The sequence below is a fragment of the Pseudomonas sp. PD9R genome, from assembly GCF_019200975.1.
In the GTDB taxonomy this organism is placed as follows: Bacteria; Pseudomonadota; Gammaproteobacteria; order Pseudomonadales; family Pseudomonadaceae; genus Aquipseudomonas.
In genome coordinates this window covers 100,821-110,745 of sequence record NZ_JAHTMR010000003.1, presented here as the reverse complement: position 1 = coordinate 110,745, position 9,925 = coordinate 100,821, and the positions used below count along the sequence as shown (strand labels likewise).

General features: G+C 59.1%; 11 protein-coding genes. 2 read left to right on the top strand and 9 right to left on the bottom strand.

What is annotated here, in order from left to right; translation table 11 throughout:
• Window positions 1-23 precede the first annotated feature (23 nt).
• The 9 genes from KUF73_RS08215 to KUF73_RS08180 form a co-directional block, all read right to left on the bottom strand.
• Window positions 24-281, bottom strand: a complete 258-nt coding sequence (locus KUF73_RS08215; RefSeq protein ID WP_218437539.1) for a hypothetical protein — start codon at window positions 279-281, stop codon at window positions 24-26.
• The gene (locus KUF73_RS08210) at window positions 278-490 is read right to left on the bottom strand and encodes a hypothetical protein (protein ID WP_218437538.1); all 213 of its coding nucleotides are present in this window, start codon (window positions 488-490) and stop codon (window positions 278-280) included. The genes KUF73_RS08215 and KUF73_RS08210 overlap by 4 nt, the downstream gene beginning before the upstream one ends.
• Window positions 491-605: 115 nt before the next feature.
• A complete protein-coding gene (locus tag KUF73_RS31320; RefSeq protein WP_256345500.1) occupies window positions 606-731 on the bottom strand; it encodes a hypothetical protein in 126 nt (41 codons plus the stop codon).
• Window positions 732-939: 208 nt separating this feature from the next.
• On the bottom strand, window positions 940-1,119 hold the full coding sequence (locus tag KUF73_RS08205; protein ID WP_218437537.1) for a hypothetical protein: 180 nt from the start codon (window positions 1,117-1,119) through the stop codon (window positions 940-942).
• A gap of 156 nt (window positions 1,120-1,275) precedes the next feature.
• Entirely contained in the window at window positions 1,276-2,451 is a 1,176-nt protein-coding gene (locus KUF73_RS08200; protein WP_218437536.1) for a lactonase family protein, read from the bottom strand.
• Window positions 2,438-2,734 carry a DUF5629 family protein gene (locus KUF73_RS08195; protein WP_218437535.1) on the bottom strand — a complete coding sequence of 99 codons (297 nt, stop codon included), beginning with the start codon at window positions 2,732-2,734 and terminating at the stop codon, window positions 2,438-2,440. The genes KUF73_RS08200 and KUF73_RS08195 overlap by 14 nt, the downstream gene beginning before the upstream one ends.
• Window positions 2,735-2,884: 150 nt before the next feature.
• On the bottom strand, window positions 2,885-4,465 hold the full coding sequence (locus tag KUF73_RS08190) for an aldehyde dehydrogenase (NADP(+)) (protein WP_218437534.1): 1,581 nt from the start codon (window positions 4,463-4,465) through the stop codon (window positions 2,885-2,887).
• A gap of 25 nt (window positions 4,466-4,490) precedes the next feature.
• On the bottom strand, window positions 4,491-5,483 hold the full coding sequence (gene araD1, locus KUF73_RS08185; RefSeq protein ID WP_218437533.1) for an AraD1 family protein: 993 nt from the start codon (window positions 5,481-5,483) through the stop codon (window positions 4,491-4,493).
• A gap of 159 nt (window positions 5,484-5,642) precedes the next feature.
• A complete protein-coding gene (locus KUF73_RS08180; RefSeq protein WP_218437532.1) occupies window positions 5,643-6,965 on the bottom strand; it encodes an MFS transporter in 1,323 nt (440 codons plus the stop codon).
• A gap of 193 nt (window positions 6,966-7,158) precedes the next feature.
• On the opposite strand from KUF73_RS08180, the gene KUF73_RS08175 reads away from it, so the two are divergent.
• Window positions 7,159-8,895, top strand: a complete 1,737-nt coding sequence (locus KUF73_RS08175) for an IlvD/Edd family dehydratase (RefSeq protein ID WP_218437531.1) — start codon at window positions 7,159-7,161, stop codon at window positions 8,893-8,895.
• Between the two features lie 198 nt (window positions 8,896-9,093).
• A complete protein-coding gene (locus tag KUF73_RS08170) occupies window positions 9,094-9,813 on the top strand; it encodes a FadR/GntR family transcriptional regulator (RefSeq protein ID WP_218437530.1) in 720 nt (239 codons plus the stop codon).
• Window positions 9,814-9,925 lie beyond the last annotated feature (112 nt).

Here is a 9,925-nt window from a genome sequence, read left to right as displayed (position 1 = left end):
CAGGTGGGTGGCGTTACGACGATTCAGGCAAATACTTCGCACATTCCGACTACCGAGCAATCAATCTGGAACGGACCGAAAAAAGCGCTTTGCGGTTTGATCGGCGGGTTGCCTGCCAGCAAGCCCATGGCCTTGGCGGTCTCGATATTGCGCGCGATATTGTGGTTGGCCTCAATGGACCGTGCCACCCCGCCTATCGAGCCTTGCCCGATCCCCAGCAGGGAAAATCCGTTGGTGATGACGGCCAGGAAGGCAATCACCCAAAGTTTGCACCCGTTCATGCTCCGCCGACTCCTGCGAGATCAGCCTGATCGACCATCACGCTTTGCGTGCGGTGTTCAAACTGGATGCCAGGATGTGCGACTTGAATAGGCGCGTCGAAAGATTGCTGCGACTGGGGCGAAAGGCTGACAACCAGCACCATGACCAGGTAAAGACCGATAGCCACATAGGCGCCGTGTTTGGCAGAACTGATGATTGCGTGGGCCATGATGGACTCCGTGGACATGTTTCAGAGCCCATAGAATCGATCAAAAAAGCAGCTATCACCAACAAGGCTTGTCTATAGCAACTATCAGCTGCGTTGATCATTAAGCCAGACTATTTCAGTCTTCAATAAAACTCATCATGCGTTCACGCGCAGCGTCAGGCTCGCCGGAGATGGGCTCTGCAGCGGATAAAATCGGAGTGGAATAGAGAAACAGAAGTACCACAGCCAGACGCATCGCCATCTTGTCGATCCTTATCTTGAGAAGGAGTCAAAAAATCAGCGTCAAATCTAAACGCGCGTCAGCGTGATATCAAGAAGATCATTGATGGCAATATGATGCTGTCGTAAATGCGTTATGCAGGAGCGACATCACTTCAACGCCTTTCGCCGTGTTGGCGGTCGATTGGCAAGTGACTCCGCTCCTGCATAAAGGGGACAGGAAGGAAATTTCAGGCTTGGGTTTTGTGGTCCAGCGCGGCGTAGAAGTTGGCACTTTGTTGCAGGTATTTCTGGGTGTAGCTCTGGGTGTGGGCTTTTTTGTCGCTGATTTCAACGTTGGCACTGGCTGGCAACGCAACAGTGGCAGAGATGGCGGAAGCAGCGATTACAGAGAAGAGATTGAAGTTCATGGCGGTATTCCTCGGATTCAGTTGGCTTGCTTGCCCGGTGGGGCCGTGAAGCAAACTTACCCTTCGAAGAACCCTGTCTTGAAATGCTTTGCAGCATTACCAAATATCAGCCTCATTGATAGAGACGTTCAGGCCCCGTAAACCGGGGCCTGCGGCCTATTGTCGCACTAGAAACTTGAGGTCGCTTGGCGCGTCCATCGGCAGTTTTTGCACGGTTTTGCCCAGCAGACCGGTCTTGTCATCGCGCTCCACGACGACAATCTGGTTGCTTTTTTGATTAGCGATCAGCACGAACTTGCCACTTGGATCGAGGCTGAATTCACGCGGGTGATCGCCCTCCACCGCTCGGCGTTGCAGCTCCTTGAGATGCCCGGTCGCCGGCTCAATGGCAAATACCAGCAACTGATTGGCCGTGCCACGGTTACTGACATAGAGGAACTTGCCATCCGTGGATGCATGCAAAGCAGCGCCAGCCTTGTCCGAAACCGGTTGACCGGCCGCCAGATCGACCATTTGCGTCTGCTCAAGCTTGCCGTCCCGGTAATCGAACACGGCGACTTGCGCACTCATTTCCATGGTCAGCCAGGCGTGTTTGCCATCGGCGCTGAACAGCAGATGCCGCGGACCGCTGCCGGGAGGCAACTGGACGAATGGCGGTGTGGCCGGGGTCAATGGCAGGTCAGGATTGGCTTTGGGGTCAAAGCGGTAGACAAAGACCTTGTCTGCCCCAAGGTCGTTAGAGAACACATAGTTGCCATCCGGCGACGAAACCGTCGAATGCACATGCGCCGACATCTGCCGCTCGGGATTGACCCGGCTGGCCGGATGACTGCTCATCTGCACCACCGGTTTGAGCTTGCCATCGGTGCCCACTGGCAACACCGCCAGGGTGCCACCCGGATCTTCAGCCACTGAGTAGTTGCTGACGAACAAGTGGCTGGCATCTGCACTGAGGCTCGAATGCGTCGGCTCATTACCCAGGCTCTGCACCTGACTGATCAGGTTCAGCTCATGGGTGTTCGGGTCGATTGCATAGCTGCTGACACGCCCTACCGGATCGGTCTGACCCGGCCCATTTTCATTGACCACGAACACCCGATGCTGATCCTTGGACAGGGTCAGCCACGACGGGTTTTCGCTTTTGATCACTTGCAAGGGTTTGGCGTTGATCTGCCCGGTTGCACTGTCGAAGTTCAGGCGATAGATGCCCTGGCTTTGACCGGCGGTGTACGAACCCACGAGCAGTTGATATTCCTCGGCGGATGCCGCCTGAATGCCCATCGCGCCGATGCTTGTGGCGATTAACAGCGGCCAGAGTTTATTCATCCTCATGGTCATCATCGTCATTGTCGCCGCTGATGACATCGCCGAGGCAAACCAGGCGATGTTCACCGGAATCACCGGTGATCAACCAGCTCTGCAATGTACTGTCGAAGGTCGCGGCCTGGATCTGCGCCGGGGTGAATTCCCAGTGCTTGGCCACTCGACCGTCCATGCATTCGATGTGCAGGTTGTCGTCTTCATCGAGGGAGAATTCGAAAGCGTGCAGTCCGTCGATTTCCACCATACCGCAGTGTTCGAGGACGTTGAGCAAGGTGTCAGTGGCAGCAGTCATGGCAATCAATCTTTGAATGGGAAAAACGCAATGATAGCTCAATGTGCTCGCCCCCCCTGCAGGAGCTGCCGCAGGCTGCGATCTTTTGATTTTTCTTTTCCAGGATCTAGATCAAAAGATCGCAGCCCGCGGCAGCTCCTACATTGGTTGTTACAGGGCTTCGCGCGATGGTTTGCCGTCGACCAGCCGCTGAATACGCAGCGGGTTGGCGTTTTTCAGCGCATCAGGCAGCAAGCTGTCCGGATAATTCTGGAAGCACACCGGGCGCAAGAAACGGTCGATGGCCAAGGTGCCCACCGAGGTGCCGCGCGCATCCGATGTCGCTGGATACGGCCCGCCATGAACCATCGAATCGCAAACTTCCACGCCGGTCGGGTAGCCATTGAGCAGGATTCGTCCCACTTTTTGCTCCAGCAACGCCGTCAGCTCGCCGAACTGTTCGAAGTCCTCCCGCTCGCCGATGATGGTCGCAGTCAACTGGCCGTGCAGCCCGTTCAACGCGGCACTGAGTTGCGCCTGATCGGCCACTTCAACCACCACGGTGGTCGGGCCGAACACCTCTTCTTGCAGCACCGCGTCACCGTCGATCAGCAAGCTGACATCGGCCTTGAACAATTGCGGCTGCGCCTGACGACCTTGCTGCGGATTCCCGGCCAGGTGCTCAATCGCCGGATGGTCGAGCAGTTTCTGCAAGCCGTTGCCATAACTGCTCAAGGTCCCGGCGTTGAGCATGGTTTGCGCCGGCTGATCAGCCATCATCTGCTCGACCATTTTCAGGAAGGCCGTGAACTGCGGCGAACGAATGCCAATCACCAAACCAGGGTTGGTGCAGAACTGGCCGCAACCCTGCACCACCGAAGCGGTCAGGCCGCGAGCGATAGTTTCGGTGCGTTCCTGCAGCGCATGCGGCAGCACGATCACCGGATTGATGCTCGACATCTCGGCAAACACCGGGATCGGTTGCGGGCGCGCCGCCGCCATGTCGCACAGCGCCCTGCCACCCTTGAGCGAACCGGTGAAGCCGACCGCCTGAATCGCCGGATGCTTGACCAGCGCTTCGCCGACTCCACCGCCGTAGATCATGTTGAACACCCCGGCCGGCATCGCGGTTTTTTCCGCGGCACGAATGATCGCGTCGGCCACGTGTTCGGCCGTCGCCATATGGCCGCCGTGGGCCTTGAACACCACCGGGCAACCGGCGGCCAAGGCCGACGCGGTATCACCACCCGCCGTTGAAAAAGCCAATGGAAAGTTGCTCGCACCGAACACGGCGACAGGCCCGAGACCGATCCGGTACTGACGCATGTCGGGACGCGGCAGTGGTTGGCGCTCGGGCAATGCCTGATCGATCCGCGCGCCATAGAAATCGCCACGACGCAGCACATTGGCAAACAAACGCATCTGGCCGCTGGTGCGGCCTCGCTCGCCGATAATCCGCGCCGCCGGTAGCGCGGTTTCACGGCAGACCACCGTCACGAACTCATCACCCAGGGCATCGAGTTCATCGGCGATCGCATCAAGAAACTGCGCGCGACGTTCGGTGCTCAGGCCACGGTAGGCCGGATACGCGGAAGCGGCAGCCTTGGCGGCGGCATCGACTTCTTCCGGTGTGGCCTGGAAAAAATCATGGGGCAAGGCTTCGCCGGTATTGGCGTCGACGCTCTGCATCTTTACCGTGCCCTGTGCACTGCGCTGGCCGGCAATGTAGTTGTGACCGAGAATTCGGGTCATGGAGAGTTCCTCAAAATGTGGCCACTTAAAGTGTGCCGACGGTGCCGGGCTCGAATGCTGCATCCACCGGCGCGATGCCATTGATCAATGGTGCGCCGAATTCGCCCTGACTGATCTCGAACACGTCGCCCGGCTGAGTGCGAATACCATCGGCAAAAGACAGTGTCGCGGTGCCGAAGAAGTGAATGTGCACGTCGCCCGGACGCAGGAACTGGCTGTACTTGAAATGGTGGAATTCGAGGTTCGCGAGGCTGTGGCACATGTTGGCTTCGCCACTGAGAAACTCGTTCTGCCACAGCACTTCGCCGTCACGCAAAATGCGGCTGGTGCCGGCCAGATGCTGTGGCAACTCGCCAACCCGCAGTTCCGGGCCATAACTGCAACTGCGCAGTTTCGAGTGAGCCAAGTACAGGTAGTTCTTGCGCTCCATCACATGATCGGAGAACTCGTTACCCACCGCGAAACCGAGGCGATACGGCTTGCCATCGTGACCGATGACATAGAGGCCGCTGATTTCCGGTTCTTCGCCGGCGTCTTCGGCAAACGGCGGCAGCGGGAACGGCTGCCCCGGACGCACGACGATGCTGCCGTCGCCCTTGTAGAACCACTCCGGTTGCACGCCAGCCTGACCGGCTGCGGGTTTACCGCCCTCTACGCCCCACTTGAAGATGCGCATGGTGTCGGTCATCGCGGCGTCATCACCGGCCTGCTGGTGCATTTTGTCGCGAGCCGAGGCGCTGCCCAAATGAGTCAGGCCGGTGCCGCTGACCAACATGTGCGCCGGGTCCGGGTGATCCAGCGGCGGCAGGATACGCAGTTGCGCCAGCAATTCGGTGTAGTCATGGCTGATGCCCAGCCCAAGACTTTGCACTTGCTGCTCAAGATTGATACCTGCCTCAATCGCTGCCAGTGCGAGGTCACGAACCGTGCGTGCGTCCTGCACTTCACGAACCAGCGCGGCCTCGACGACACCCACGCGGCGTTCGCCGTTACTCAATTCGAATTGAACCAAACGCATGAATTTTCTCCTTTAAGCAAAACTTGAACACTCAGCAATCCCTGTGGGAGCGGGCTTGCCCGCGATGACGGCAGTACCTTCACAATTGATGTGTCAGACAGATTGCTATCGCGGGCAAGCCCGCTCCCACAGGGTCGGTGGCAGACGACTGAATTGTTGTCAGGTACGCGTAGCGCCTCGGGCGCTGGCCGCAAACTCGTCCGCCGGTAGCACGTGCTTACGTTCCAGCAACCGATAAACCACACCGGTCAGCACCAGCCCGAACACCATCACGCAAGACAGGAAGTACAAACCTGACGCCAGACTCCCGGTGTACTCCTTGAGCGCACCGATCACGAACGGACCGATGTAGCCGCCGAGGTTGCCCACCGAGTTGATCAAGGCAATCCCCGCTGCCGCACTGGCGCCGGCAAAGAAACGCCCCGGCAACGTCCAGAACACCGCCGTGCAGGAAAACAGCGAAAACGCCACCAGGCACAGCGCCGCCAGTTGCAGCACCGGCACCGACAGCCAGGCACTGAGGAACAGGCCGATGGCGCCCAGCACGTAAAGCACCGCCAGGTGACCGTAGCGATCATTCAAACGGTCGGAACTGCGCGGGATGATCAGCAACCCGATGATCCCGAAGATGTACGGCACCGCCGACACGAAGCCGGTCACCAGGTCACTGCCACCGAACTGCTTGATCAGCGTCGGCAACCACAGGCCCAGGCCATAAATGCTCAACGTCACCGGCAGGTAGAACAGCGCCAGCAGCAACACGCGTTTGTCTTTGAGGGCATGCAATGGGTTGCCGTGACGGGTCTGGCCGTAGGCTTCCAGGTCCTTTTTCAACTCACCGCTCAGCCAGTCTTTCTCGGACTGGTCCATCCATTTCACCTGTTGCGGACCATCCGGCAGGTAACGCAACACCGGCCACGTCAGCAGGATCGCCGGCGTGCCGATGACGATGAACAGCCATTGCCAGCCGTGCAGCCCGAGCACGCCATCCATGCCGAGCAAGCCGCCGGATACCGGGCCGGTGATCATCATGGCGATGGGTTGGGACAGGATGAATAGCCCGAGGATCTTGCCGCGATGGCGAACCGGGAACCATTGGGTGATGTAGTAGAGAACGCCCGGGAAGAACCCGGCTTCGGCCGCACCGAGCAGAAAGCGCATCACATAGAAGCTGTTCGGCCCTTGCACGAAAGCCATGCCGATGGTGATGGCGCCCCAGGTGATCATGATTCGCGCAAACCAGCGCCGCGCACCAAAGCGGTCGAGCATCAGGTTGCTGGGGATTTCCAACAGGAAGTAGCCAATGAAGAACAGACCTGCACCCATGCCATAGGCCGCATCACCGAGGCCGATGTCGGCGCCCATGTGCAATTTGGCGAAGCCCACGGCGGAGCGATCCACATAGGCGATCAGGTACAGCAGGATCAGAAAGGGAATCAGTTTCAGCGTGATGCGGCGAATAAGCCGCAGTTCCTGGCTCATGAGATCGGTCTCCGATTGTTGTTTTTATAGAACCTCGGGGGACGCCTCTCACGGTAAACCGCCAGGGCCATCCCTCCGCTGCAAATGACTATATAGTAATACTAATTACCCAACAACACTTCCAAAGCGGCGAATTTGAGCTTATGTTACGCCTTAGCTCGAACAATATAGTCATACAATAAGAGAATCGATCATGTCTGATAAGAAACCCACCCTGCGCTCCGCCCAATGGTTTGGCACGGCCGACAAGAACGGCTTTATGTACCGCAGCTGGATGAAGAATCAGGGCATCGCCGACCACCAGTTCCACGGCAAGCCGATCATCGGCATCTGCAACACCTGGTCAGAACTGACTCCGTGCAACGCGCATTTCCGTCAGATTGCCGAGCACGTCAAACGCGGGGTTATCGAGGCCGGGGGCTTCCCGGTGGAATTCCCGGTGTTCTCCAATGGCGAATCCAACCTGCGCCCGACCGCCATGTTCACCCGCAACCTGACGAGCATGGACGTCGAAGAAGCCATTCGTGGCAACCCGATTGACGGCGTGGTGCTGCTGACCGGTTGCGACAAAACCACCCCGGCACTGCTGATGGGCGCGGCCAGTTGCGACGTGCCGGCCATCGTCGTCACGGGCGGGCCAATGCTGAACGGCAAGCACAAAGGCAAGGACATTGGTTCGGGCACCGTGGTCTGGCAGCTCAGCGAGCAGGTCAAGGCCGGCACCATCACCATCGACGATTTCCTGGCCGCCGAGGGTGGCATGTCCCGCTCGGCCGGCACGTGTAACACCATGGGCACCGCCTCGACCATGGCCTGCATGGCTGAAGCACTCGGCACGTCCCTGCCCCACAACGCGGCAATTCCGGCAGTCGATGCGCGTCGCTATGTGTTGGCGCACATGTCCGGCATGCGTGCCGTGGAAATGGTCCGCGAAGACCTGAAATTGTCGAAAATCCTGACCAAGGAAGCCTTCGAAAACGCCATTCGCGTCAACGCCGCCATCGGTGGCTCGACCAACGCGGTGATCCACTTGAAAGCCATTGCCGGACGCATCGGGGTTGAACTGGATCTGGACGACTGGACCCGCATGGGTCGCGGCATGCCGACCATCGTCGACCTGCAACCGTCCGGGCGTTTCCTGATGGAAGAGTTCTATTACGCCGGTGGTTTGCCCGCCGTGCTGCGCCGCCTCGGTGAAGCCAACCTGATCCCGAACCCGAATGCCCTGACCGTCAACGGCAAGTCGATTGGCGAGAACACCAAGGACGCGCCGATTTACGGCGAAGACGAAGTGATCCGCACCCTCGACAACCCGATCCGCGCCGACGGCGGCATTTGTGTGTTGCGCGGCAACCTGGCGCCACTCGGTGCGGTGCTCAAGCCGTCCGCCGCCACGCCGGAGCTGATGCAACATCGTGGACGTGCGGTGGTGTTCGAGAACTTCGACATGTACAAGGCGCGAATCAACGACCCGGAACTGGACGTCGATGCCAACTCGATTATGGTGATGAAAAACTGCGGGCCGAAGGGTTATCCGGGCATGGCCGAAGTCGGCAACATGGGGCTGCCAGCCAAACTGTTGGCCCAGGGCGTGACCGACATGGTGCGCATTTCCGATGCGCGCATGAGTGGCACCGCCTACGGCACTGTTGTCCTGCACGTAGCACCGGAAGCGGCGGCTGGCGGACCTTTGGCGGCGGTCAAGGAAGGTGACTGGATCGAACTCGACTGCGCCAGTGGCCGTCTGCACCTGGACATCCCCGACGCCGAACTCGCCGCGCGCATGGCCGATCTGCAACCGCCACAGCAATTGCTGGTGGGCGGCTACCGTCAGCTGTACATCGACCATGTATTGCAGGCAGATCAGGGTTGCGACTTTGACTTCCTGGTTGGTTGCCGTGGGGCTGAAGTGCCGCGCCATTCGCACTAAATCACGCAAAAACTACTGTAGGAGCGAGCTTGCTCGCGATGGACGTAAACGATGACGCGCGCTGCCTGGAAACAAACGCCGCCGTCAGGTCCATCGCGAGCAAGCTCGCTCCTACATTTGATTTGCACCTGCCTCAAGATTGCGCCGCGCCTGCTATCATGCGCGGCACCTCCATCGCACAGGACCGCGCCGTTCCCCATGGATTACCGCAAACCCTCCGATCGCAAAAGCATGCACTCGCGCATCGTCCAGGAATTGGGCATGCAGATCGTCTCCGGACGTTTCCAGCCCGACGACAAACTGCCCGCCGAAGCCCTGTTGTGCGAGGAATATGCGGTCAGCCGGCCAGTGTTGCGCGAAGCTACCCGCGTACTGGTTGCCAAGGGTCTGGTGTATTCCCGTCCGCGGGTCGGCACCGTGGTCAAACCGCGCAAAGACTGGCACATGCTCGACCCGGACGTACTGCACTGGTTGATGCAAAGCAGCCCGCAGAATGAATTCTTCGACCTGCTGACCAGCGTGCGCAGCATCATCGAACCTGCTGCAGCCGCCCTCGCCGCGCAGTTCGCCACCGACGCCGACATCGCCTCCATCGGTGAAGCCTACCAACGCATGGAAGCCGCCCCGACGCCGGAAGCCTTGCTGCAACCAGACCTGGACTTCCACAGCCGCATCGCCGACGCGACCCATAACGACTTGCTGGCCAATCTGTGCAATATGCTCTCGGTGGCGATTGCCGAGGCGCTTAAGCATTCGAACCAGCGACCGAACCTGCATGAACTGGCGCTGCCTCGGCACAAGGCGATTCTTACGGCGATCGAGAATCGTGACGCCTTGGGTGCTCGGCATGCGACGCTGGTGCAGTTGGATGATGCGCGCAGTGCGTTGAATGTGGTGCTGGGTAGCGATCCTTCTTAACGATCGCAGCCTTCGGCAGCTCCTACAGGGAGAAATGTAGGAGCTGCCGAAGGCTGCGATCTTTTGATCTTCAAAAACAAAAAAAGCCGCAACCCCTCAAGGTTGCGGCTTT